Source organism: Acuticoccus sp. (assembly GCF_965213555.1).
Taxonomy (GTDB): Bacteria; Pseudomonadota; Alphaproteobacteria; order Rhizobiales; family Amorphaceae; genus Acuticoccus.
Map to the genome: position 1 here is coordinate 1,668,314 of NZ_OZ243890.1, position 21,999 is coordinate 1,690,312.

The window sequence follows — 21,999 nt, forward strand, 5'->3', positions numbered from 1 at the left end:
CGCCACGCGGGCCGGTCGCCATGCACCGAGGATGTCGCAGCTCGCGGACCGATGTCGGCGGACGGGCGGTGGCCGATCAGGCCCTCGTGATGAAGCTGTCGATCACCCGCTTGCGGCCGGCCTTGTCGAAGTCCACCGTCAGCTTGTTGCCCTCCACCTGGGCAACGTCGCCGTTGCCGAACTTCTGGTGGAACACGCGGTCGCCGACCGCGTACGCGGCCGGTCCGTCTGACACGGACTTGGCGATCAGCTCGCCCTCGATGGTGAGCGGCAGGCGCCGCTCGCGCCGCGGCACGTCCTCACGGCGGCGCTGGGCGCGCTCCCAGCCGGGCGTGTGGTACGTCGAGGAGAACGTCTCCACCTGGTCGAAGCGCGAGGCGCCGTAGCCGCCGATGCCACCGTAGCCGGCCTCCTCGCGCACAATCACGTTCGCCTCCGGCAGCTCGTCGATGAAGCGCGAGGCGGCGCCCGCCTGCCACATGCCATGGATGCGCCGGTTGAGCGCGAACCAGATGAAGGCGTACCTGCGCGCGCGGGTGAGGCCGACGTAGGCGAGCCGGCGCTCCTCCTCAAGCCCCGCCTGTCCGCCCTCGTCGATGGCCCGCACGGACGGGAACAGGCCCTCCTCCCAGCCGGGCAGGAACACCACATCGAACTCCAGCCCCTTGGCGGCGTGCAGCGTCATCAAGGTGACGGCCTCGCCGCCGGCCTCGCCCTGCGCGTCCGTGACCAGGGAGACGTGCTCCAGGAACGCCGGCAGGGAGTCGAACTCCTCCATGGAGCGCACGAGCTCCTTGAGGTTCTCAAGGCGGCCCGGCGCGTCCGCGGAGCGGTCCGCCTTCAGCATGTCGGTGTAGCCGGACTCCTCGAGGACGACCTCGGCGAGCTCGGTGTGCGGCACCGTGCCGAGCTGCGCGCGCCAGCGATCGAGCGAGGCGACGAGCTGGTTGAGGGCGGTGCGCGCACGGCCCTTCAGCTCGTCGGTGGCGAGGATGTCGGCGGCAGCGTGCAGCAACGGCACGCCGCGCGCCCGGGCCGCCTCGACGATGAGGCGCACGGACTGCTGACCGAGCCCACGCGCCGGCACGTTGACGATGCGCTCGAAGGCGAGGTCGTAGGCCGGCTGCGTCACGCAGCGCAGGTAGGCGAGCGCGTCGCGGATCTCCCGTCGCTCGTAGAACCGCGGCCCGCCGATGACCCGGTAGGGCGTGCCGGTGGTGACGAAGCGGTCCTCGAAGGCCCGCATCTGCGCGGTGGTGCGCACCAGGATCGCGACCTCGTCGAGGGACACGCCCTTCGTGTGCAGGCTCTCGATCTCGCCGTTGATCGCCCGCGCCTCCTCCTCGGAGTCCCAGGCGGAGGCGACGGTGACGGGCGCCTCGTCGGGGTCGGCAAGGTCGGTGAACAGCGTCTTGCCGAGGCGACCCTCGTTGTGCGCGATGAGGTGGGACGCTGCCGCCAGGATGTGGCTCGTGGAGCGGTAGTTGCGCTCGAGGCGCACCACGGTGGCACCGGGAAAGTCGGTCTCGAAGCGCAGGATGTTGTCCACCTCGGCGCCGCGCCAGCCGTAGATCGACTGGTCGTCGTCGCCGACCACGCACAGGTTGCGGTTCCCCTGGGCGAGCAGGCGCAGCCACAGGTACTGGGCAACGTTCGTGTCCTGGTACTCGTCCACGAGCATGTAGCGCCAGCGCTGCTGGTAGCTCGCCAGGATGTCGGCGTGGGCGCGGAGGAGGCGGATGGGCTCGAGCAGCAGGTCGCCGAAGTCCGCCGCGTTGAGCGCCTTCAGGCGATCGCGGTAGAGCGTGTAGAGCGCGACGCCCTTGCCGTTCGCGAACCACTGGCCCTCGCCGGCCGGGACCTCCTCCGGCGTCAGCCCGCGGTTCTTCCACCCGTCGATCATGCCAAGCAGCTGGCGGGGCGGCCAGCGCTTGTCGTCGAGCCGCTCGGCGGCGAGGATCTGCTTGGCGAGGCGCAGCTGATCGTCCGTGTCGAGGATGGTGAAGTCGGGCGATAGGTCGACGAGCTCGGCGTGGCGACGCAGGATGCGGGTGCCGATGGAGTGGAACGTGCCGAGCCAGGGCATCCCCTCGGCGGCGCCGCCGACCACCTTGGCAACGCGATCCTTCATCTCCCGCGCCGCCTTGTTGGTGAAGGTGACGGCGAGGATCTCCGACGGCCGCGCGCGTCCGAGCGCCAGGATGTGGGCGATGCGCGTGGTGAGCACCCGCGTCTTGCCCGTGCCGGCCCCGGCGAGGACCAGCACTGGGCCGTCGACGGCCTCCACCGCACGGCGCTGCTCGGGGTTCAGCGTCTCAAGGTAGGCGGGCGCCGGACGCGAGGCCGCAGCTGCCCGGGCGGAGATGGAAACCTGGTGCGCGCTCTGCCGGGCGGTCTTCGTCATGGGTCTCGTCCGATCCTCACGCGATCACTAGAACGAATGTGCAACCTTTTGCGCAAGAATCCAGCCCGGTCCACCCCCGCGCGTCGCCGGCACGCGGGTCCCCTAGAAGCGGTTGAGCGGGATCTTGAGGTAGCGCTTGCCGTCGGCCTCGGGGTGCGGCAGGCGTCCGCCGCACAGGTTGACCTGGAGCGCCGCTAGCATTCGGCGCGGCAGGCCGAGGCCGGCGTCGCGCGCCTCGCGCAGCGCGACGAAGTCCGCCTTCGTGGCGCAGCCGACCAGGTGGACGTTGCTCGCCTTCTGCTCGGCCACTGTGGATTCCCAGCATGGCTCGTCGCGCTCTTCGGTGCCGTAGTCGTGACCGACGAACAGCCGCGTCGCGTCGGGCAGCGCGAGGATCGCCGCGACGGAGTCGTAGAGCGTCGCCGCATCGCCGCCCGGAAAGTCCGCGCGCGCCGTGCCGAAGTCGGGCTGCATGACGGTGTCGTGGACGAAGGCGGCGTCGCCGATGACGTAGGTGACGGAGGCGAGGGTGTGGCCGGGGGACAGCATCACGCGGCCATCGAGGTCGCCGATGCGGAACGTGTCGCCGTCCTCGAACAGGTGGTCGAAGTCCCTCATGGCTTCGAACGCGTCCGGCATGTGGTAGATCTCACGCCACAACGCAGCGATCTCGGCCACCTTCGCGCCGATGCCCGTAGGCGCGCCGTAGCGCTCCTTCAGCAGGGCCTGCGCCATCAGGTGATCGGCGTGCGGGTGCGTGTCGAGGATGAGCGCGACGGACAGCCCTTCCGCCTCGACGTAATTGCAGACCGCTTCCGTCGGCGCCGGATCGAGCCGCGCCGCGTCGGGATCGAACCCCATGACGACGTCGACGAGGGCCGCCTGGCGCGTCGTCGGACATGTGACGACGTACTGGATGCTGCCCGACGCGGGCTCGTAGAACCCCGTGACGTCCGGTGAGCCCAGTCCGGTCGACGGGCTGGTCTTCGTCAACATGCACCCTCCGTGCGGCCTCGGGCGAGGTTTACGCCGACCGAGCCGCCGCCGAAAGCCGGAGGGACGCGCGGGCGGCCTCGTGCAGGAGGGCGTGGCGGCCAGCGATCGCCATCGGGTCCGGGCCGTAGCCGCCGCCCAGCACGCCGGCGAGGGGCAGGCCTGCGCGGCGCACCGCGGCGATGACGCGCCGGTCGCGCTCGGCGAGCCCGGCGTCGGTGAGCGCGAGGCGGCCGAGCCGGTCGTCCCGGTGCGGGTCGACGCCGGCGTTGTAGAACACGATGTCGGCCGGCATCGCGAGCGCCGCCTCCAGCGCCTCGTCGAGCGCAGCGAGGTAGGCGGCATCCTCGGTGCCGTCCGGCAGCGGGACGTCGAGCGTCGAGGTCGCCTTGCGGACGGGGTAGTTCGATGCTGCATGGATCGACACCGTCGACACCGACGGGTCGCCCTCGAAGATGCGCGCGGTGCCGTCGCCCTGGTGGACGTCGCAGTCGAACACCACGGCGCGACGGATCGCACCGTCCGCCTGGAGCACGCGGATGGCAACGGCGACGTCGTTGAACACGCAGAACCCAGCCCCCTGCTCGCGTCGGGCGTGGTGGCTGCCGCCGGCGGTGTTGCAGGCGATGCCGTGCTCGAGGGCGAGGTGGGCGGTGAGCGTGGTGCCGGCGGTGGCCGTGCGCGCACGCAGGGCGACGCTCGCCGTCATCGGGAAGCCGATCTCGCGCGCGACCTTCGCCGGGACCTGCGCGGCGAGCACCTGGTCGACGTAGGCACGATCGTGGGCGAGGGCGATCCAGTCCGCCGGGGCCGGCGCGGGCGCCACGAACGGGCCGAAGCCGCGCTCCTCGAGCACCCTCGCCACCGCCCCGAACTTGCCCATGGGGAAGCGGTGGCCGGGGGGCAGCTCGGCCTGGTAGCGCGGGTTGTGGACGACGGGGAGCAACGTGCCGGGAGGCCGGGCACGATCCGCACCGTGGCGCGGACCGTGCCACTAGCCAGCTGCTGCCTCAGGCGAAGTGCGCCCTCAGCATGGCGACCTCCTCCACCGCGCCGACGCCGAGCACGAGGAGGATCAGGAAGATGATCGCCACGATGACGAAGATCACGAACAGGATGCGCGCGATGCTCGCCGCGCCGGCCGCGACCCCGGAGAAGCCGAAGAAGCCGGCGATCACCGCGACGACGGCGAACACGATCGCCCATGTGAGAAAGTCCATCGGTCCCTCCGAGTGTTGACGGGTACGAACCGACGGCGCGAGGAGGAGGTTCCGCTGCGCCGCGCAGCATCTCAAGGTGGCCCCGGCCCAGTAGCGCCCGTCTTCAGGCCCGGTCGTGCCCTTCCCTCAGCCCATTGGACGACGCTCCGGCGGGCTGGTCTTCCCCGTCGCCGACGCTGCGGGTGTCAGGCTTCGACGCCGGCGAGCTCCCTGGCGCGCTGGCGCAGTGCGAACTTCTGCACCTTCCCGGTGGACGTCTTGGGCAGCGGCTCGAACACCACGCGGCGCGGCGCCTTGTAGCGTGCGATGCGCTCGCGCACCCACGCGATGAGCGCCGCCTCGTCGACGTCCGCGCCCTCGGCGAGCTCGACGAAGGCGCACGGCGTCTCCCCCCACTTGTCGTCCGGCATCGCCACCACCGCCGCCCCGGTCACCGCCGGGTGGGCGTAGAGCGCGTCCTCGACCTCGATGGAGGAGATGTTCTCACCGCCGGAGATGATGATGTCCTTGGCGCGGTCCTTGATCTCCACGTAGCCGTCGGGATGGCGCACGGCGAGGTCGCCGGTGTGGAACATGCCGCCGCGGAAGGCGGCCTCGGTGGCGGCTTCGTCCTTGAGGTAGCCCTTCATGACGATGTTGCCGTGGATCATGATCTCGCCGACCGTCTCGCCGTCGGCGGGGACCTCGTCGAGCGTCTCGGGGTCGCGGACGGACACGCCGTCCTGCAAGGTGTAGGCGACGCCCTGACGTGCCTTGAGCCGCGCGCGCTCCTCCACGGTCCTGCCGTCCCACTCCGGCTTCCAGGCCGAGACGACGCAGGGACCGTAGGTCTCCGTCAGGCCGTACACGTGGGTGACCTCGACGCCGATCTCCTCCATGCGCTGGATCACCGCGGCGGGTGGGGGCGCGGCGGCGGTCATCATGCGGATCGGGTGCGGCGCCCTGTAGGAGCGCTTCGCCGCCCCCTCGATCGCCATCTGCATCACGATGGGCGCCCCGCACATGTGGGTGACGCCGTGCCGCTCGAAGGCGTCGATGATGCCGTCCGGCGAGACCTGCCTGAGGCACACGTTGACGCCCGCCATCATGGCCACGGTGAAGGGGAAACACCAACCGTGGCAGTGGAACATCGGCAGCGTCCACAGGTACGCCGGGAAGTGCGGCATCGCCCAGTCGAGCGCGTTGGAGATCGCCGTCGTCGCGAGCCCGCGGTGGGAGTAGACCACGCCCTTGGGCCGGCCGGTGGTGCCCGAGGTGTAGGACAGCGTGATCGACCGCCACTCGTCGTCAGGCGGTACGTAGGCCATGGGCTCGGCGGCGAGCAGCGCCTCGTAGTCGAGGTCCGCCGGCCCGTCGGCGGGCGGGGCGAGGTGGTCGTCGATGCGTACCACCGTCGGCGGGCGCTCCATGCCGGCCACCGCCTCGCCGAGCCTCCCGGCGAGCTCAGCGTCGACCAGCACCATCCTCGCCTCGCCGTGCTCCAGGCAGTAGCGCAGCGTGTCCGCGTCGAGCCGGGTGTTGAGCGTGAGGAGCACCGCGCCGGTGATGGGCACGCCAAAGCTCGCCTCCACGAAGGCGGGGATGTTGGGCGCAAGGATCGCGACGACGTCGCCACGGCCGATGCCCCGGGCGGCGAGGCCGGCGGCGAGGCGGCGTGCCCTCACATCGGTCTCGCGCCACGTCGCCGTGAGGTCGCCGTGGACGATGGCAGGGCGGTCGGGGTAGACCGCCGCGGTGCGGGCGAGGAAGTTGAGCGGCGTCAGCGCCCGGTGGTTCGCCTCGCTCCGGTCAAGACCGCGTTCGTCCATGGGTTCGCTCCCTGTGTGTGCGGCGTGTCCCGCAGGTCTGGACGCGATCGTCCACCGGCGTGCGCTCGGCATCAACGTCCGACCGGTCGCAGGGACGGCGCGGGGACCAAAGTCGTGGCGGCGGGCCGCACCGAGCCGCTGCAGCGGAGGGACATGGGAATGCGCACGAGCCTCGACACCCACGAGGTGATCAACCAGCCCGGCGACCTCGTCGGCGCCAACGCCTACGCCGACGACCGCGCGCTGACCGAGGCGGTCGAGGCGTTCGGGGGCGGTTGGGCGGCGGACCAGTTGGCGAGCACCGGCGCCGTCGTCGGCTCGGCCGAGGTGCAGGTGCTCGCCCGGCAGGCCAACAAGGCGACGCCGGAGCTCGTCACCCACGACAGGTTCGGCCACCGCGTGGACGAGGTCGATCTCCACCCGGCCTGGCACCGCCTGATGGAGCTGGCCTTTCAAAGCGGCGCGCACTCCCTCGCCTGGCGCGAGCGTCGGGCGGGCGCCCACGTCGCGCGTGCGGCGCTCTCCTACCTGTGGAACCAGGCGGAGAACGGCGTCTGTTGCCCCATGGGCATGACCTTCGCTTCCGTGGCCGCGCTGCGTCACTCGCCGGAGCTCGCCGCGGCCTGGGAGCCGCGCATCCTCGCCGACGCCTACGATCCCCGTCCGCGGCCCGCCGAGGACAAGCGCGGGATCACCGTCGGCATGGCGATGACGGAGAAGCAGGGCGGCTCCGACCTCAGGCGGACGCAGACGACGGCGCGGCCGGCCTCCTCCGCGCAGGGGTCCGGCGCGCCCTACCTCTTGACCGGGCACAAGTGGTTCTTCTCCGTCCCGCAGTCCGACCTCTTCCTTACCCTCGCCCAGACCGAGCGCGGCGTGTCGTGCTTCCTGGCGCGCGGCTGGCTGCCGGACGGCAGGCGCAACCGGCTGCGCCTCCAACGCCTGAAGGACAAGTGCGGCAACAGGTCGAACGCCTCGTCCGAGGTCGAGTTTGCGGACCTCGAGGCGGTGCTCGTCGGCGAGGAGGGCCGCGGCATCCGCGCGATCATCGAGATGGCGCACCTCACGAGGCTCGACTTCGCGGTGGGCTCGGCCGGGCTGATGCGCCAGGCGCTGAGCCAGGCGATCCACCACACGAGGAACCGCACCGCCTTCCAGCGCCGCCTCGTCGACCTGCCCATCATGCGTTCGGTGGTCGCCGACCTCGCGGTGGAGAGCGAGGCCGCGACGTGGCTGACCTTGCGCCTCGCGAGCACGCTCGACGCCGGGGACGACGCCCACGAGCGGCTCCTCGGCCGCATCGCCACGCCGGTGGCGAAGTACTGGGTCTGCAAGCGCGCGGTGGGGTTCGTCGCCGAGGCGCTCGAGTGCCACGGCGGGAACGGCTTCATCGAGAACCACCTGATGGCGCGGCTCTACCGTGAGGCGCCGCTGAACGGCATCTGGGAGGGGACCGGCAACGTCATCTGCCTCGACGTCGCCCGCGCGGTGGCCCGCGAGCCCGAGACGGTCGACGCCTTCCTCGCAGAGGTCCGCCGGGCCTCGGGCGAGCCCGCGCTGGACCGCGCCGTCCAGGAGCTCGAGCCGGTGCTGCGCGACATCGCTCGCCATGAGGCGGCGGCGCGCTGGGTGGTGGAGCGGATGGCCCTCGTCCTGTGCGCGAGCCTCCTCCTGCGCCACGCTCCGCGCGAGGTCGCCGACGCCTACGTCGCGCATCGACTCGCCAATGCAGGCGGGCTGCACTACGGCGCCAGCGGGCAAACCGCAGCCGCACAGGCCATCATCGACGGGGCCGCGCTCGGCTGAACGCGTCAGCCGCGCTGGAGCATGGCGGCGAACTCGGCGAACGGCAGCGGGACGGCGTAGCGGTAGCCCTGCGCGATGCGGCACCCCACCGCGCGCAGCGCCTCCTCCTGGTCGACCGTCTCGACGCCCTCGGCGATGACCGAGAGGCCCATCGAGCGGGCGATCTCGAGGATGCCCTTCACGATGGCCCGCTTGCGCGCATCCGTCTCGATGCCGAACACGAACTCCTTGTCGATCTTGATCTCCGAGATGGGGAAGCTCGCCATGTGGATCAGCGAGGCGTAGCCGGTCCCAAAGTCGTCGAGCGCGAACTGCGCGCCGGACGAGGCGAGGAACGACACCTTGTCGTGCAGCGACTGGTCGTCGATGCCGACGATCACGTCCTCGGTGATCTCGATGATGAAGTCTTCCGGTGCGAGGTTCCCGCTGCGTGTGCGCGCCAGGAACGTGTCGAGGAAGTCGTTGCGCAGGACCTCGGTGCGCGAGGCGTTGACCGAGACACGCAACGGACGCACGGCCAGGTCGCGAAGCCGCGCCACGTCGGCGATGACCCCGTCGAGCACCGCGCGGCCGATGCGCGAGCCGACCTCGTGGTCGGCCAGCACGTAGCCGAAGTCCTTGGCGTCGAGCAGGAGCCCTTGGGTCTGCCAGCGCACCAGCGCCTCGACGCCGACGACCTCGCGCGTCTCGATGTCGACCTGCGGCTGGTAGTAGGGCACGAACTCGCCCTGCGACACGGCCTCACCGGCACGCGCCAGGAGGCCCTGGCGGCGCTCCGCGACGTTGCTCGCGACCTGCCGATCGAACACCTGGATCGGCGCGTCGGGCGTCGTGCGCGCGTGGGCGAGCGCGATCTCGGCAGCACGGTTGAGCTCATCCCCGTCGGCAGCGTGCTGCGGGTAGAACGCGACGCCGACGCGGATGGAGAGGCCCGCCTCGGGCTCCAAGCGGCGGATGTCGGCGACCTCCGCCTCGAGCCGGGACAACGGCGCGTCGAGCGCGTCGGCGCCGTCGACGTCGAACAAGAGGATCGCGAACTCGTTGATCGAGACGCGCGCGACGGTGTCGGACTGTCGCGTCACCGTCGACAGGCGCGCCGCGATGTCGAGCATGTGCTTGTCGGGGACGGTGAAGCCGTGCGCCGCACCGTCGCGCTGACGGTCATCGACCTCGACGCGGACGAGCGCGAAGGTGCCCCCGTCACGCCGCGCGCGCTGCGCGGCCGTCGCGATGCGGTCGCCGAACAGCAGGCGGTTGGGCAGGCTGGTCACAGGGTCGTGGTTCGCAGCCCACCACAGCCGGCGCTCCGTCGACAGTGTCGCGGTGACGTCCTGGGTGATGCCGTAGAGCGCACCCTTGCCGTCCGCGGCGCGCGTGCGCCCGACGGTTCGCATGATGCGCTCCTCCCCTGCAGGCGTGCGCATCGGCGCCGTCACGTCGAACCCGCCGCCCTCGGCGACGGCGCGCTTCAGTTCCTGGGACAGCCGCTCGCGCGCCGGCGAGGGGTAGAGCTCCAGCATCCGCTCGACGGTGAGCTCGTGCTCGCGGGTGAGGCCGTGCATGCCGTAGAGCGCCGCGGACCAGACGAGGCGGCCTGTCCCAGGGTCGCGCTCCCATGCGCCGACCTTGGCGAGCTCCTCGACGTGGCCAAGCAGTCGCGCGGCCCGCACGAGGGCGTGCCGTTCCACGCGCAGCCCTTCGATGCCGTAGATGATGGGGAGCACCGCGACCGCCGCGTGGCGCAGCGCTGCGGCGTCGACCGCACGATCCGTCGCGGGGGTGACGGCGAAGATGGCGAGCTCCGTCTCCGGGAGGAGGAACGCGTCGAGCCGGCCGCCAAGGTCGACGTCCGTCGCGACCGGCACGAGCAGGCTCGACCGGGCCACATCCTCCGGCACGCTTGCTCCGAGCACCGCCTCGACGACGGCGGCAACGACGCTGGTCCGGGCAGCGGCCGGCAGGTGCAGGAACTCGCTGGACGCCGCCCGCAGGATCCGGTCGCCGGCGTCGACGACACCGCAGTGCCTCGCGCCGATGGTGTCGGCGAGGAGGTCGCAGGCGGATGCCGCCAACTCGGCGAAGGGGTCGCTGAGGTCCACGTTCCGCTCTCTTCCGTCAGGCCCGCCGCCGCCGGCGGGGTGACGAGGGCCGCCGGTACCCGATCGCTGCGCACGTCGAGGCAGATAGTGCGACCCCGGACCGAGGGCAGCGCTTCAGTCGGCCTCGCCGAAGCCGCCGGTCACCAGCGCGGTGAGCGACGCCACCGCGGCCTTCGCGTCGGGGCCACGGGCGCGCACGCGGATCGTGCTGCCGCACGGCGCGCCGAGCATCAGGAGCCCCATGATCGAGCGCCCGTCCACCGCCTGCCCATCCTTGAGGACGACGACCTCGACGTCCAAGGGCTGCAGCTCGCGCACGAATCGCGCGGCGGCGCGGGCATGGAGGCCCCTTCGGTTGACGAGGGTGAGGACGACGTCGTCGTCGCGCCCTTCGGTCCCGCCGAACGCGTCGCCGCCCGGTGTGCCCGAGGCGTCACCCTCGTCAGTCGCCGGCAAGGACGTGGGACGCGATGCTGATGTACTTGATGCCCGCGTCGCGCGCGGCGGCGACCGCGGCGGCGAGCGGCATGCTCGCCCGCGCCGAGGACAGCTTGACCAGCATCGGCAGGTTGACCCCTGCGATGACCTCGACGTTGCCGTGCGGCATCACCGAGATCGCCAGGTTGGAGGGGGTGCCGCCGAACATGTCGGTCAAAATGACGACGCCCTGCCCGGTATCCACCCGGCTCACCGCGTCGAGGATGTCGGCACGACGCTGCTCGATGTCGTCGTCCGGCTCGATCGAGATCGGCTCGACCGCCTTCTGCGGCCCGACCACGTGCTCGAGGGCCGCGCGAAGCTCCTGCGCCAGCCGTCCGTGGGTGACGAGCACCAATCCGATCACCTGTCGTCCCCCCCGGTGCACGCTGCGGTCCCCAGGATCGCGCCCGCGGCCGGACGTTGGGTCGCGCAGCCCAAACCCGTCAACCCTTGCCCGGCGAGAACCGCGGCGACGGCAAGCAGCGAGGTGGCCGTGGCCCGACGCTCGACGACGAGCCGCGGCAGCGCGATGCCGCAGACGCTCGCCACCGCCTCGCACGGCTCGGGGGTGCGAAGCCGCTCCTTGGACAGCTCGACCAGGAGGGTCAACCGCGCCGCCGCCAGGTGCTCCACAGGGACCACTCCGACGCCGGTGCGCTCCGCGAGCCCGGCGATGCGCGCGGGCGGTCGGGCGACCAATCGACCGCCCTGCGGCGCCACCACCACGCGGTCGTCCGCCACCCAGCGCGCGAACCGCCCGCGCGCCTGCCACTCCTCGACCAGCGCGTGGGACAGCGTGGACTTGCCCGCGCCGGACGGCCCGGTGATGAGGACGCCCGCCTCGCCGAGCACCACGGCGCTCGCGTGCATGCTCGGCTCGCCCGTCATGGGACCGTCGGCAGCCGCACCGTCAGCCGCGCGCCGGCGACGTCGCGCTCGGGGGTGAGCGTCGTGCGGTAGCGGTTCTCGGCGAAGATCTCACCGCGGTGCGCCTCGACCACCTGCCGGCTGATCGCGAGCCCAAGGCCGGAGTTGTCGCCGAACGCATGGCTCGTCGGGCGGTCGGTGTAGAACCGCTCGAAGATGCGCTCCATCATGGCCTCGTCGATGCCAGGGCCCTCGTCGTCCACGGTGACCTCGAGGAAGTCGGCGTAGAGCGTCGCCGTCACGATCACCGTGGCACCCTCGGGCGAGAACGAGCGGGCGTTCTCGATGAGGTTGGTGAACACCTGGCCGAGCCGGCTGTCGTTGCCGCGCACCACGAAGCCCCGGCGCGGGCCGCGCACGGCGAGCGCCACCGCGAGGCCCTTGGGGCGGGCGAGCTCGTCCTGCGCCTCGACGATCGTCTTCAGGAGCGTGACGATGTCCACAGGCTCGAACCGGTAGCGGTTGAGCTCGGCATCCAGCTTGGAGGCGTCGGAGATGTCGGAGATCAGGCGGTCGATGCGCCGCACGTCGTGCTCGATGATGTCGAGGAGGCGCTTGCGCGACTCGTCGGTGCGGGCGAGGGGCATCGTTTCGACGGCGCTGCGCAGCGAGGTGAGCGGGTTCTTCAGCTCGTGCGCCACCTCGTCGGCGAACGCATCGATGGCGTCGATCCGCTCGTAGAGCGCGATGGTCATCTCGTTGAGCACGCGGCTCAGGTCGCCGATCTCGCCGGGCTGGTTGAGCTCGGGGATGGGGGCGAAGGCGCTGCCGCGCTTGATGGTCTCCGCCGCCCGGGCGAGGCGGCTCAACGGTCGTGAGATCGTCGCCGCGAGGAACATCGACAGGAGGACGGCAGCGACCGCTGCCACCAGGAACGCGACGACGATGCCGCGCTCCTGCTCGCGGGCGACGCGGTCGATGGCGCCGGGCGGGCTCACCACGCGCAGCGCGGCGACGACGCGCCCATCGGCATCGAACAGCGGCGTCGCCACCGCCACGACCGCGTCGCCGGACGGACGCTCGCTCCGCCCCACCGTCTTGACGCCGCCGAGCGCGCCGATGACCTCGCGCAGCGCGGCCGGCTCGTCGGCGTCGATGCGCGCGGGTGACGCCGGTGGCGGCGGAGCCGTGCCGAAGAGGCCGCGCCAGAGGGAGGGTTCCGGCGTCGGCGCCTGATCGGCGAGCGGCGGCAGCGGCGCCGTGGCGACGTCCGTCCCGCCGCGCAACGCGGTGCGGCTGTCGGCGAGCCGCTCGCCGGTGACGCCGTAGAGCTCCGCGCGCGTGCGCGTCCCCTCGAGGGCGTCGGCGAAAACCCGCTCCACGGCGTCGCGGTCGATGGCGGTCACCGTCGTCGGGCCACCCTCGACGCGCGCCTCGGGTGGCGCGAGCGCGATCACCGCGGGGTCATCGACCGGCCTCAGGTCGCGGAGCGCCGCCCTCACCGTGTCGACCTGCACGAGGAGGGTGTCGAGGACACCCTGCGCCGCACGCTCGGAGAAGCTCGCCTGTTGGAGCGTCACGTGGAGCAGGACGGACAGCCCGATGACCTTCACGGCGGCGAGCTTCAGCGCGAGCCGGGAGAGACCGACGCCGCGCAGCCAGAACGGTCCCGGCCTGATCCGCGCCGGAACGAAGGTATCAGGCTGGCGCGGGCTGAAGCGCTGGGCGATCGTCATCGCGTTTATGGTTGACCCACGCAGCGGGGCCGGCTCGGCTGGCGGACCCTCATGCGCGCTACCTCAAGCATCACGTGCCGGCGGGGCACCGCCGGGATGCACGTCAGTCGTCCCTCAGGCGGTAGCCGGCGCCGTACAGCGTCTCGATCTTGTCGAAGTCGTCGTCCACCTGGCGGAACTTCTTGCGCAGCCGCTTGATGTGGCTGTCGATGGTTCGGTCGTCGACGTAGACGTGATCGCCGTAGGCGGCGTCCATCAGCGCGTTGCGGCTCTTCACCACGCCGGGCCGCAGCGCCAGGGCATGAAGGATCATGAACTCGGTCACCGTGAGGATCACCGGGCCTCCGCGCCAGGTGACGGCGTGCCGCTCGAGGTCCATCACCAGCGCGCCGCGCTCGAGGAGGGTGTCCTCCGGCGTCTCGGTCCCGCCGCCCCGCGCGAGGCTGCGACGCAGCACCGCGCGGATGCGTTCCACGAGCAAGCGCTGGGAGAACGGCTTCGTGATGAAGTCGTCCGCGCCCATCCTGAGGCCGAACAGCTCGTCGATCTCGTGGTCCTTCGAGGTGAGGATGATGACGGGCAGGTCGGTGTCGCGGCGCAGGCTGCGCAGCAGTTCCAGGCCGTCGAGGCGCGGCATCTTGATGTCGAGGACCGCAAGGTCGGGCGGCGCGTTGGTGAGCCCCTCGAGCCCGCTGGCGCCGTCGGTGTACGTGACGACCTCGAAGCCTTCGGTCTCCAGCGCCATGGAGACGCTCGTGAGGATGTTGCGGTCGTCGTCGATCAGGGCGATCGTTGTCATGTGCTCCTCGGTCTCACCCGCACCGTGCCACCAGGCGCGGTGCTCACCGGCATGCCGTCGAACAGTGCCATGCGATGACGGCCTATCCCAGGGCACTGCCCACCATGACCGCAACCTCTGAGTGAGTAAGGGCGGCCGTATACAACTTAGGGACCAGGGTCCGCCTATAGTTCATAGCCCAACTGTCACGCAGGACTGAAATGAAATTTGATCGCCGCACGGCCGCGCCACTTGCGCGTACCCTCGTGAGGGCCGCCAGCGAGGCCGCCCTCGGCACCCTCGAGCCCTCTGGGCACCCCAACGCCTCGCACGTCGCGGCGGCGACGCTGCCGACCGGAGCACCCCTCCTGCTGGTGTCCACCCTGGCGCTCCACACCAAGAACTTGCAGCGCGACGCACGGGCCTCGATGCTGTTTTCCGGCAGCGCGGTGTCCGCCGACCCCAACACGCGGCCGCGGGTCACGCTGATCGGCTCGATGAGCCCCGTCGCCGAGGTCGAAGTGGCCCGCCAGCGGTTCCTGCGGCGCCACCCTCACGCCGCGCTCTACGCCGACTTCGCGGACTTCTCGTTCTTCCACCTCGCGCCGGAGCGCGTGCACCTCGTCGCAGGGTTCGGCCGCATCATCGACCTCGCGCCGGACGAGGTGCTCGCCCCCGCGGACGCTGCCGCGGCGCTGTCGGCGATCGACGGCGAGGCCTGCGCGCACATGAACGAGGACCACGCAGACGCCCTTGCGCTGATCGCCGAGCGCCTGGTGGGTGGTCCGCCCGGCGACTGGCGCGCCGTGGGCATCGACCCTCAGGGCATCGACCTCACAGACGGCACGTGCATCGTGCGCGCCGAGTTCGACGACGGCCCGGTCGCCGACGCCGGCCACCTGCGCCGCGCGCTCAAGAAGCTCGCCGACCGCGCGAGGGCGGCGCACTGATCCTCAGTAGGGCCAAAGGTACCACGCTGCGGCGAGGCCGACGGCGGCCACGACGAGCCCGATCGCGATGACGAGCCCGTCACGCACGGTGAGGCCGAGCCCGATGACGAGGAGCGAGACGCCGGCGGGGAACGCGCCGAACGGGACCACCGCGAGCGGGTACATCGACAGGGACACCAGCACACCGACGATCGCCACGAGCTGGAAGACCGGCGGGTTGAGCAGCACCTCGAGGCGCGGCCCGACGTAGCGACCCACCGCCTCCACGCGAGGCCGAACCTTGTCGAGCGACTCGACGAGCTTGTCCCGCGGCAGCCCGCGCTTCTCGACGAACCCCGGCAGCCAGACCCGATTGGCGCCGAACAGGAGCTGGACGGACAGGAACAGCATGATCGTGCCGGTGAGCACGCTCATGCCGGGGATCGCCCCGGTGGGCAGGATCGCGAGCAGCGAGGTCACAATGAACAGGGGACCGAAAGAGCGCCGACCCACCGCCTCGACGATGTCGCCCATGGAGACGGTGTCGCCCTCGGTCTCCGCTTTGATGCGGTCGAGCAGGCTGACGAGGTCCTGGGGCTGATCGCCGCCACCGCCTCCTCCGCTGCCTGCGCGAGCGCCGTCGTCGCCGCCCGTCGAAGCCCCCCCGGTCCCGTCCTTGGTCACCATGTTCGTCTCTTGCGCGGCCGCCACCGAGAACCTAACGATTCGAAGGGGCTCGGCGTTCATGCCGCGGGGGGATCGACGATGGCCGAGGATCGGATGCGCGACGATCCGCTTGATGTGGCCGAGCGCTGGGCCCGCGAAGGCCGCCGGGTGGCCCTCGCCACGGTGGTCGACACCTGGGGCTCCGCGCCCCGTCCGGTCGGCAGCCACCTCGTGATCGACGGAGAGGGGGCGTTCGAGGGCTCGGTGTCTGGGGGCTGCGTGGAGGGCGCGGTGGTGGCGGAGGCCGTCGACATCGCGCACGGTGCGCCGCCCAAGCTCCTGGAGTTCGGCGTCGCGGACGAGGCAGCGTGGCAGGTGGGGCTGTCCTGCGGCGGCACCATCCGCGTCTACGTCGAGCCCCTCGAGCCTGCCCCGGCGGACGAGCGGGCGGCGTGAGGCTCGCCGACCTTGCCGCGCTGAACGCCGCGCGCGCCGAACGGCGCCTGTGCGCGGCGGTGACGCCGCTGGGCGGTGGCCCGGGCCGCCTGGTGCTGGCCGAGGACGCCGCGCGCGATCCGCTGGCCGGGCCGCTCGCCGCACGCTTCGCCTCAGCGCGCTCCGGCCGCGAGGAGGCGGATGGCGTCTTCGTGCGCGTCTATAGGCCGTCGCCGCGCCTCGTCGTGGTCGGCGCGGTGCACATCACGCAGACCCTGGCGCCGATGGCCGAGGCCGCTGGCTTCGACGTCACCATCATCGACCCGCGCGGCGCCTTCGCGACGCCCGAGCGCTTCGGCGCGCACCGCCTCATCGCCGAGTGGCCCGACGCGGACCTCATGGCGCTCGACCGCGAGACGGCGGTCGCCACGCTCACCCACGACCCGAAGATCGACGACCCCGCGCTGATCGCGGCGCTCGCTGCAGGCTCGTTCTACGTCGGCGCCCTCGGCAGCCGCAAGACGCACGGCCGGCGCGTGGAGCGGCTCGGCGCGGCCGGCGTCGCGTCCGCCGACATCGCGCGGATCCATGCCCCCATCGGCCTCGCCATCGGGGCGTCGTCGCCGCCGGAGATCGCCGTGGCGGTGCTCGGCGAGATCATCGCCGCGCTACGCGGGGCGTCGCGCCTCGCCGAGGCGCGTGCGGCGGCGTGAGGTTCGGCCGCGTGCCGCTCGCCGAGGCGGGGGGAGCGATCCTCGCCCACTCCCAGCGCGTCGCGGACGGCGTGCTTCGCAAGGGGCGCACGCTGAAGTCCGAGGACCTCGCGGCCATGGCGGACGCCGGCCTCGACGAGGTCACCGTCGCGCGGCCCGGCCCCGAAGACGTCGCGGAGGACGAGGCGGCCGCGGCGCTCGCCGCCGCCGTCGCGGGCGAGGGGGTCCGCGCCGGCGAGGCGGACACCGGCCGCGCGAACCTGTTCGCCGAGGCGGCGGGGCTCCTGAGGGTCGATGCCACGGCGGTGAACCGGCTCAACGCCGTCGATCCTGCGCTGACGCTCGCCACGCTGTCGCCGTTCTGCCGCGTCGCCCCGGGTCGGATGGTCGGCACGGTCAAGATCATGCCGTTCGCGACGCCGCGCGCTCGCTTGGAGGCGGCGCTCGCATCGGTCGGCACACCGCCACTGACGGTGGCGCGGTGGCGCCTCTCGCGCGTCGCCGCGATCTCCACGCTGCTGCCCACGCTGAAGGCGAGCGTCGTCGAGAAGACGCTGGGCGTGTTCGCCGGCCGCCTGGAGGGGGCCGGCGCCACCATCGCCTCGGACAGGCGCGTGGCGCACGTGACGGAGGCCGTCGCCGCGGCGCTCGCCGAGGCGGACGAGGCGGAGGCGATCGTCGTCTTCGCCGCCTCCGCCGTCGTCGACCAGGACGACGTCATCCCCACGGCGATCCGGGCCGCAGGCGGGCGCGTGGTGCGCTTCGGCATGCCGGTCGACCCGGGCAACCTCCTCGTGCTCGGCGAACTCGGCGGGCGCCCGGTAGTCGGCGCACCCGGCTGCGCCCGCTCGCCCAAGGAGAACGGGTTCGACTTCGTGCTCGACCGCTGCCTCGCCGGGATCCCGGTGGGCGCGGACGACATCGCCGCCATGGGCGTCGGTGGTCTGCTGACGGAGACCGCAGCGCGTCCGCGCCCCCGTCGCGGCGTGGTGGGCCCGGCGACGCGGCCCGCCGCCCTCGTGCTCGCAGCCGGCCGATCCACCCGCATGGGCGCCAACAAGCTCGTCGAGGAGGTCGGCGGCGTGCCGATGGTCCGCCGCGTCGTCGGGGCCGCGCTGGCGAGCCGCGCGGCGCCGGTCGTCGTGGTGACCGGACACGAGCCCGAGCGCGTACACGACGCCATCGAGGGGCTCGACGTCGCCTTCGTGCACAACGCGCAGCACGCGGACGGGCTGTCCACCTCGCTGCGGGCGGGCCTCGCGGCGCTGCCGGCCGAGGCCGACGCCGCGCTGGTCCTCCTCGGCGACATGCCCCTCGTCACCGGGGCGGACTGCGACGCCGTGCTCGCCGTGCTGTCGCCGCCCGACGTCCTCATCGCCATCGCCACCGCCGAGGGCGCGCGCGGCAACCCCGTCGCCTGGTCGAGGGCGCTGTTTCCGGAGCTTATGGCAACCGAGGGCGACGCCGGCGGCCGAGCCCTCCTGTCGCGCTACGCCGATCAGCTCGCCAGCGTGGAGATCGGCGCCGCGGCGCGGCTCGATGCCGACACGCCGGCTGCGCTTGCCGACGTGCGCCGGCACCGCGGCGCCTGAGGCTCAGCTCAAAGGGATCAGCGCTCCGGCGGCTCCGGATCGATGCGGCCGGCGAGGCCGAGCCGACGTGCCACGAGCCAGGCCAGGAGGGCCCACAGCGTGCCCGCCGCCCATCCGCCGATGACGTCCGTGGGCCAGTGCACGCCGAGGTAGACGCGCGAGGCGCCCACCGCCACGGTGACGACGAGGGCCACGGTCAACAGGTAGAGCCTGATGCGCCGCCGCGTCTCCACCCGCGCCATGAGGGCGGCCAGCGTGAGGTAGGTCACCGCGGCCAGCATCGTGTGGCCGCTCGGAAAGCTCGCGCTGGTGACGAGCACCTCGTGCGGGACGAGCTCCGGCCGCGGTCGGTCGAAAAGCGCCTTGGCTGCGGTGGAGACCAGCGCACCACCGACGACGGCGGCGACGAGGAACACCATCGAGCGCCACTTGCCCGAAAGCCACAGGTGCCCCGACACCGCGACGGTGACGAGCGTCAAGAGCGCGAAGCCGCCAAGGGCGGTGACGTCGCGGGCGATCTCCTCGAGCCACCGCCCACCGATCGGATCGTCGAGGGCGCCCGGCTCGCGCAGCGCGAGGAGGAGCGCCTCGTCGAACGCGAAGGCCCGCCCCTCGAGCACCGTCCCGCCGAGGACGGCGAGCACCCACGCACACACCGTGAGGAGCAGGAGGATGCCGAGCGCGAGCGGCTCGGACCGTCGGGCAAGCGCCGGCCGTGCCACGGCCGATCCGCGCGCTGAACGATGGTCGATGGGTCTACCTCACTCGCTACGATGGACGGCGGAGGTGGACCTAGCGCTCGGCCTGACGCCGGCAACCTGCTCAGCCGATGCATCGCAAGCGCGCTCAGTGCGCCCGCCGATCCTTCCATCTCCCGCGTGCCCCCTATATATAAAGTGTCCGGCCGACGACGGGACGTCCTCGTCGCCAACCGTCGCCGGCGTCAGCCACACGGAAGAGCATGCAAGACGAATCCCACCGCCTCGACCCTCCGTCCGTGGACGACTACGGCGCCGGCTCCATCAAGGTTCTCAAGGGCCTCGACGCGGTGCGCAAGCGGCCCGGCATGTACATCGGCGACACGGACGATGGGTCGGGCCTCCATCACATGGTCTACGAGGTGGTCGACAACGCCATCGACGAGGCGCTCGCCGGCCACAACGACGCGGTGACGGTGGTGCTGAACGCCGACGGCTCGGTGACGGTGACGGACTACGGCCGCGGCATCCCCACCGACATCCACCCCGACGAGGGGATCTCCGCGGCCGAGGTCATCATGACCCAGCTCCATGCCGGCGGGAAGTTCGACCAGAACTCCTACAAGGTGTCCGGTGGGCTGCACGGCGTCGGCGTGTCGGTGGTCAACGCGCTGTCGTCCGAGCTCGACCTCACCATCTGGCGGGGCGGCAAGGCGCACTTCATGCGCTTCCGCGACGGGGTCGCCGAGGCGCCGCTCGCCGTGATCGGCGAGGCGGGCGGCCGCCACGGGACCGAGGTCCGCTTCCTCCCCTCGACGCGCACGTTCACTCAGACGACGTTCGACTTCGCGATCCTGGAGCGTCGCCTGCGCGAGCTCGCCTTCCTCAACTCCGGGGTCACGATCCGCCTCATCGACGACCGTGGGGTGGAGCAGCGCGAGGAGGTCATGCTCTACGACGGCGGGCTGACCGCGTTCGTGCGCTGGCTCGACCGCCAGAAGACGCCGCTGTTCATGCCCCCCATCACCTTCTCCGACACGCGCGACGGCGTGACGGTGGAGGTCGCCATGTGGTGGAACGACACCTACCACGAGAACGTCCTCACCTTCACCAACAACATCCCCCAGCGCGACGGCGGCACCCACCTTGCCGGCTTCCGCGCGGCGCTGACCCGGCAGATCACCTCCTACGCCGACCAGGCGGGCGCCTCGCGCAGGGAGAAGGTGACGCCGACGGGGGACGACTGTCGCGAGGGGTTGACGTGCGTCCTCTCGGTGAAGGTGCCCGACCCGAAGTTCTCCTCGCAGACCAAGGACAAGCTCGTGTCCTCCGAGGTGCGTCCGGTTGTGGAGAGCCTCGTCAACCAGGGCCTGTCCACCTGGCTCGAGGAGCATCCTTCCGAGGCGCGTGTCATCGTCGCCAAGGTGATCGAGGCGGCGTCCGCCCGCGAGGCGGCGCGCAAGGCGCGCGAGCTCACGCGGCGCAAGGGGGCGCTCGACGTGGCGTCCTTGCCGGGCAAGCTCGCCGATTGCCAGGAGCGCGATCCCGCGAAGTCCGAGCTGTTCCTCGTCGAGGGCGACTCGGCGGGCGGCTCGGCCAAGCAGGGCCGGCACCGCGCCAACCAGGCGGTGCTGCCGTTGCGCGGCAAGATCCTCAACGTGGAGCGGGCGCGCTTCGACAGGATGCTGTCGTCCAACGAGATCGGCACGCTGATCACCGCGCTCGGCACCGGCATCGGCAAGGACGAGTTCCAGCCCGACAAGCTGCGCTACCACAAGATCATCATCATGACGGACGCGGACGTGGACGGGGCGCACATCCGCACGCTCCTCCTCACCTTCTTCTATCGTCAGATGTCGGAGCTCATCGAGCGCGGGCACCTCTTCATCGCGCAGCCGCCGCTCTACAAGGTGCGCCGTGGGCAGTCCGAGCAGTACCTGCACGACGACGACGCGCTGGAGGACTACCTGACGAGCGCCGGGCTCGAGGAGACCTCGCTGACGCTCGCCTCCGGTGAAGTCCTCGTCGGCCCGGACCTCGCCGACGTCACCGTGCGCGCGCGGCAGATCGCCGACATCCTTGGCGGGCTGCACTCGCGCTACGACCGCACGGTCATCGAGCAGGCAGCGATCGCCGGGGCGCTCGACCCCGAGGCGCTCGCCGACCCGGAGCGCGCTGCGCGCCTCGCGCAGGAGCTCGCCGAGCGGCTGGACGCGGTCGCCGAGGACTTCGAGGCTGGCTGGACGGGCGTCGCCACCGAGGACGGGGGCATCGCGGTGGAGCGGACCGTGCGCGGCGTGAAGGACCACGCCCTCATCGACGGGGCGCTCCTGTCCTCGGCCGATGCGAAGCGCCTCGCGAGCCACGGCACGCACCTGGCCGAGACCTACCGCCGGGCCGCCACGCTGCGGCGCAAAGATCGGGAGGTGAGGGTGCACGGCCCGCGCGACCTCGCTGACAACGTGTTCGCCGCCGGCCGGCGCGGCATGTCCATCCAGCGCTACAAGGGCCTCGGCGAGATGAACGCCGACCAGCTCTGGGAGACGACGCTCGACCCCAACGCCCGCACCCTCTTGCAGGTGCGCATCTCCGAGGCCGACGACGCCGACGGCGTGTTCACCCGGCTGATGGGCGATGCGGTGGACCCGCGCCGCGAGTTCATCCAGGACAACGCTTTGCAGGTCGCCAACCTCGACGTGTGACCGCTGGCCCGTCGTCGTGTCGTCGCACGATGGCGCCTGCAAGATGTTCAAACGGCGTTCAGTGTGAAGCATG

The 21,999-nt window shown here is 71.8% G+C and carries 19 protein-coding genes; 6 read left to right on the top strand and 13 right to left on the bottom strand.

Annotated elements, in window-relative coordinates; all coding sequences use genetic code 11:
- Window positions 1-76 precede the first annotated feature (76 nt).
- From ACOOE8_RS08060 to ACOOE8_RS08080, 5 genes are all read right to left on the bottom strand, one after another.
- Window positions 77-2,404: an ATP-dependent helicase gene (locus tag ACOOE8_RS08060; RefSeq protein WP_420394306.1), complete on the bottom strand. Its 2,328-nt coding sequence runs from the start codon at window positions 2,402-2,404 to the stop codon at window positions 77-79.
- 102 nt (window positions 2,405-2,506) lie between these two features.
- Entirely contained in the window at window positions 2,507-3,400 is an 894-nt protein-coding gene (locus ACOOE8_RS08065; RefSeq protein WP_420394307.1) for an MBL fold metallo-hydrolase, read from the bottom strand.
- Window positions 3,401-3,428: 28 nt separating this feature from the next.
- Window positions 3,429-4,343, bottom strand: coding sequence for a histone deacetylase (locus ACOOE8_RS08070; RefSeq protein ID WP_420394308.1), 915 nt, complete (start codon window positions 4,341-4,343; stop codon window positions 3,429-3,431).
- Window positions 4,344-4,407: 64 nt separating this feature from the next.
- Complete coding sequence (locus ACOOE8_RS08075; RefSeq protein WP_420394309.1) at window positions 4,408-4,617, bottom strand: DUF1328 domain-containing protein; 210 nt, start codon at window positions 4,615-4,617, stop codon at window positions 4,408-4,410.
- Window positions 4,618-4,802: 185 nt separating this feature from the next.
- Window positions 4,803-6,425, bottom strand: a complete 1,623-nt coding sequence (locus ACOOE8_RS08080; protein ID WP_420394310.1) for an AMP-binding protein — start codon at window positions 6,423-6,425, stop codon at window positions 4,803-4,805.
- A 159-nt stretch (window positions 6,426-6,584) separates the two neighbouring features.
- Between ACOOE8_RS08080 and ACOOE8_RS08085 the strand changes: the two genes are divergently transcribed.
- Window positions 6,585-8,231: an acyl-CoA dehydrogenase family protein gene (locus ACOOE8_RS08085; protein WP_420394311.1), complete on the top strand. Its 1,647-nt coding sequence runs from the start codon at window positions 6,585-6,587 to the stop codon at window positions 8,229-8,231.
- Between the two features lie 5 nt (window positions 8,232-8,236).
- Here the strand turns inward: ACOOE8_RS08085 and ACOOE8_RS08090 are convergent, their stop codons facing one another.
- The 6 genes from ACOOE8_RS08090 to ACOOE8_RS08115 all read right to left on the bottom strand — a co-directional run bounded on the left by ACOOE8_RS08090 (window position 8,237) and on the right by ACOOE8_RS08115 (window position 14,212).
- Complete coding sequence (locus ACOOE8_RS08090) at window positions 8,237-10,330, bottom strand: putative bifunctional diguanylate cyclase/phosphodiesterase (protein ID WP_420394312.1); 2,094 nt, start codon at window positions 10,328-10,330, stop codon at window positions 8,237-8,239.
- Between the two features lie 114 nt (window positions 10,331-10,444).
- On the bottom strand, window positions 10,445-10,786 hold the full coding sequence (locus ACOOE8_RS08095) for an HPr family phosphocarrier protein (protein WP_420394313.1): 342 nt from the start codon (window positions 10,784-10,786) through the stop codon (window positions 10,445-10,447).
- Window positions 10,773-11,174, bottom strand: a complete 402-nt coding sequence (locus ACOOE8_RS08100) for a PTS sugar transporter subunit IIA (RefSeq protein WP_420394314.1) — start codon at window positions 11,172-11,174, stop codon at window positions 10,773-10,775. Before ACOOE8_RS08100 ends, ACOOE8_RS08095 begins: the two co-directional genes overlap by 14 nt.
- Complete coding sequence (locus tag ACOOE8_RS08105; protein ID WP_420394315.1) at window positions 11,171-11,680, bottom strand: HPr kinase/phosphorylase; 510 nt, start codon at window positions 11,678-11,680, stop codon at window positions 11,171-11,173. The genes ACOOE8_RS08100 and ACOOE8_RS08105 overlap by 4 nt, the downstream gene beginning before the upstream one ends.
- 14 nt (window positions 11,681-11,694) lie before the next feature.
- Window positions 11,695-13,413, bottom strand: a complete 1,719-nt coding sequence (locus ACOOE8_RS08110) for a HAMP domain-containing sensor histidine kinase (RefSeq protein WP_420394316.1) — start codon at window positions 13,411-13,413, stop codon at window positions 11,695-11,697.
- Window positions 13,414-13,516: 103 nt separating this feature from the next.
- Window positions 13,517-14,212, bottom strand: a complete 696-nt coding sequence (locus ACOOE8_RS08115) for a response regulator transcription factor (RefSeq protein WP_420394317.1) — start codon at window positions 14,210-14,212, stop codon at window positions 13,517-13,519.
- 200 nt (window positions 14,213-14,412) lie between these two features.
- On the opposite strand from ACOOE8_RS08115, the gene ACOOE8_RS08120 reads away from it, so the two are divergent.
- Window positions 14,413-15,141, top strand: coding sequence for a HugZ family protein (locus tag ACOOE8_RS08120; protein ID WP_420394318.1), 729 nt, complete (start codon window positions 14,413-14,415; stop codon window positions 15,139-15,141).
- Between the two features lie 3 nt (window positions 15,142-15,144).
- Here ACOOE8_RS08120 and ACOOE8_RS08125 read toward each other — a convergent pair whose 3' ends face one another.
- On the bottom strand, window positions 15,145-15,807 hold the full coding sequence (locus ACOOE8_RS08125; RefSeq protein ID WP_420394319.1) for an exopolysaccharide biosynthesis protein: 663 nt from the start codon (window positions 15,805-15,807) through the stop codon (window positions 15,145-15,147).
- 78 nt (window positions 15,808-15,885) lie between these two features.
- Here ACOOE8_RS08125 and ACOOE8_RS08130 point away from each other — a divergent pair, with 78 nt between their 5' ends.
- The 3 genes from ACOOE8_RS08130 to ACOOE8_RS08140 are packed head-to-tail and all read left to right on the top strand — an operon-like array spanning window position 15,886 to window position 18,526.
- Window positions 15,886-16,242, top strand: a complete 357-nt coding sequence (locus tag ACOOE8_RS08130; RefSeq protein WP_420394320.1) for an XdhC family protein — start codon at window positions 15,886-15,888, stop codon at window positions 16,240-16,242.
- On the top strand, window positions 16,239-16,934 hold the full coding sequence (locus ACOOE8_RS08135) for an XdhC family protein (RefSeq protein WP_420394321.1): 696 nt from the start codon (window positions 16,239-16,241) through the stop codon (window positions 16,932-16,934). Before ACOOE8_RS08130 ends, ACOOE8_RS08135 begins: the two co-directional genes overlap by 4 nt.
- Entirely contained in the window at window positions 16,931-18,526 is a 1,596-nt protein-coding gene (locus ACOOE8_RS08140) for an NTP transferase domain-containing protein (RefSeq protein WP_420394322.1), read from the top strand. Before ACOOE8_RS08135 ends, ACOOE8_RS08140 begins: the two co-directional genes overlap by 4 nt.
- Window positions 18,527-18,543: 17 nt before the next feature.
- Here the strand turns inward: ACOOE8_RS08140 and ACOOE8_RS08145 are convergent, their stop codons facing one another.
- On the bottom strand, window positions 18,544-19,248 hold the full coding sequence (locus ACOOE8_RS08145; RefSeq protein ID WP_420394323.1) for a phosphatase PAP2 family protein: 705 nt from the start codon (window positions 19,246-19,248) through the stop codon (window positions 18,544-18,546).
- 239 nt (window positions 19,249-19,487) lie between these two features.
- Between ACOOE8_RS08145 and gyrB the strand changes: the two genes are divergently transcribed.
- A complete protein-coding gene (gene gyrB / locus ACOOE8_RS08150) occupies window positions 19,488-21,926 on the top strand; it encodes a DNA topoisomerase (ATP-hydrolyzing) subunit B (RefSeq protein ID WP_420394324.1) in 2,439 nt (812 codons plus the stop codon).
- Window positions 21,927-21,999 lie beyond the last annotated feature (73 nt).

What these genes read in the sequence shown, in the direction of transcription:
- ACOOE8_RS08060 (WP_420394306.1), bottom strand. Translation starts at nt 2,404, where the DNA reads ATGACGAAGACCGCCCGGCAGAGCGCGCACCAGGTTTCCATCTCCGCC.
- ACOOE8_RS08065 (WP_420394307.1), bottom strand. Translation starts at nt 3,400, where the DNA reads ATGTTGACGAAGACCAGCCCGTCGACCGGACTGGGCTCACCGGACGTC.
- ACOOE8_RS08075 (WP_420394309.1), bottom strand. Translation starts at nt 4,617, where the DNA reads ATGGACTTTCTCACATGGGCGATCGTGTTCGCCGTCGTCGCGGTGATC.
- ACOOE8_RS08080 (WP_420394310.1), bottom strand. Translation starts at nt 6,425, where the DNA reads ATGGACGAACGCGGTCTTGACCGGAGCGAGGCGAACCACCGGGCGCTG.
- ACOOE8_RS08085 (WP_420394311.1), top strand. Translation starts at nt 6,585, where the DNA reads ATGCGCACGAGCCTCGACACCCACGAGGTGATCAACCAGCCCGGCGAC.
- ACOOE8_RS08105 (WP_420394315.1), bottom strand. Translation starts at nt 11,680, where the DNA reads ATGCACGCGAGCGCCGTGGTGCTCGGCGAGGCGGGCGTCCTCATCACC.
- ACOOE8_RS08110 (WP_420394316.1), bottom strand. Translation starts at nt 13,413, where the DNA reads ATGACGATCGCCCAGCGCTTCAGCCCGCGCCAGCCTGATACCTTCGTT.
- ACOOE8_RS08115 (WP_420394317.1), bottom strand. Translation starts at nt 14,212, where the DNA reads ATGACAACGATCGCCCTGATCGACGACGACCGCAACATCCTCACGAGC.
- ACOOE8_RS08120 (WP_420394318.1), top strand. Translation starts at nt 14,413, where the DNA reads ATGAAATTTGATCGCCGCACGGCCGCGCCACTTGCGCGTACCCTCGTG.
- ACOOE8_RS08125 (WP_420394319.1), bottom strand. Translation starts at nt 15,807, where the DNA reads ATGGTGACCAAGGACGGGACCGGGGGGGCTTCGACGGGCGGCGACGAC.
- ACOOE8_RS08130 (WP_420394320.1), top strand. Translation starts at nt 15,886, where the DNA reads ATGGCCGAGGATCGGATGCGCGACGATCCGCTTGATGTGGCCGAGCGC.
- gyrB (WP_420394324.1), top strand. Translation starts at nt 19,488, where the DNA reads ATGCAAGACGAATCCCACCGCCTCGACCCTCCGTCCGTGGACGACTAC.